The 1,250-nt window shown below is 57.3% G+C and carries 1 protein-coding gene; it reads right to left on the bottom strand.

The window, feature by feature from the left end; all coding sequences use genetic code 11:
- Positions 1 to 94 precede the first annotated feature (94 nt).
- Positions 95 to 1,057 carry an IS30-like element ISPpu17 family transposase gene (locus tag EPJ54_RS19620; RefSeq protein ID WP_004577240.1) on the bottom strand — a complete coding sequence of 321 codons (963 nt, stop codon included), beginning with the start codon at positions 1,055 to 1,057 and terminating at the stop codon, positions 95 to 97.
- Positions 1,058 to 1,250: the final 193 nt, after the last annotated feature.

Raw genomic sequence — 1,250 nt, 5'->3', positions numbered from 1 at the left:
AATTCTAAATTTCAGCAAACGCTGGTGCGGTGCTCTAAAGTTGAGCACCGAAGCACCATCCAAAAGTAGGAGCGCCTTAGCTTCATTCCTGAATTCAACACATAAGTGCAACGCTCACCCCTGTATGCACTTCGTACGGCGTCTTCCAGCCCAAGCGCTTGCGCGGGCGTAGATTGATCCTCGCTACTGTCCGATTGACGGCTTCGACGGTCAGCTTGCTGAAGTCGCTGCCCTTGGGGAAATACTGGCGGAGCAGACCGTTGGTGTTTTCATTGGTGCCACGTTGCCAGGATGAATAGGGGTCTGCAAAAAAGACCTGGCACTGGCTCCGTAGCGCGATGCGTTCATGCCCGGCAAACTCCCTTCCGTTATCCAGCGTCAGCGTGTGAGCGGCATGGCCCTGAAGCATCAGATTGATCGCCCGCGTTACCTGCCGGCGCGTTCTGCGCTTGACCGGATAGGCGCTCAGATAGCCGCTTTTGCGATCAACCAGGGTCACCAGGTTACCGCCCAGTCCATGTACCGTATCGCCCTCCCAGTCCCCCAGGCGCTCGCGGCTTTCGACCTCGGCTGGGCGTTCACTGATTGACACGCGATTACGCAGCTGCCCGCGCCGATCGTGGCTTCCATAGCGTTTCCGGTAGCGCTTTCGGCGATGTCGCAGATAGGTATAAAGCTCACCACCGGCGCGCTGTTCGGCGGCAATGAACCGATAAATCCACTCATGGCTGACCGCCCGGCTTGGCTGCTCCTGCTTCAACCGCTGGGCGATCTGCTCCGGACTCATGCCATGCTTGAGCCACACCGGGAGATGATGGCTGAGCCATGTCGCCGGCTTGCAAAACTTGCGCGCACCCGCTCGACGAGCATCACTTTCATGGGCCGCAGAAACAGCCTTGTAGATATTCTGGGTGCTGTTGCGGCGAACCTCGCGACTGATCGTCGAGGGATGCACGCCGACCCGCTTTGCAATGCTCGCCTGGCTCTCTGCGGCGCTCAAGCCAGCCTCAATCTGGTAACGTTGTCCCTGAGTCAGCTGCCGGTAATGCGTAGTCATCTGCGCTTGAATCCTTCGGTGTGAGAGCCTGGATTCTACCGGTGGCTGGCTCTCTGCCTCTCGTTTCAAGCGTTGCGCTTATTCTATGAATTCAGGACCCGAAAAAATCGAATCGTGCCCCCAGTTTTGCCCCCTTTATCAACCAGCTGATTCTCGCCAACTATCCACCCGGTGCTTATTTCAACTTACTTCT

Source organism: Vitreimonas flagellata (assembly GCF_004634425.1).
Taxonomy (GTDB): domain Bacteria; phylum Pseudomonadota; class Alphaproteobacteria; order Caulobacterales; family Aquidulcibacteraceae; genus Vitreimonas; species Vitreimonas flagellata.
Note: the sequence above shows the minus strand (reverse complement) of the source record. Positions and strands in the feature narration are given on the sequence as shown.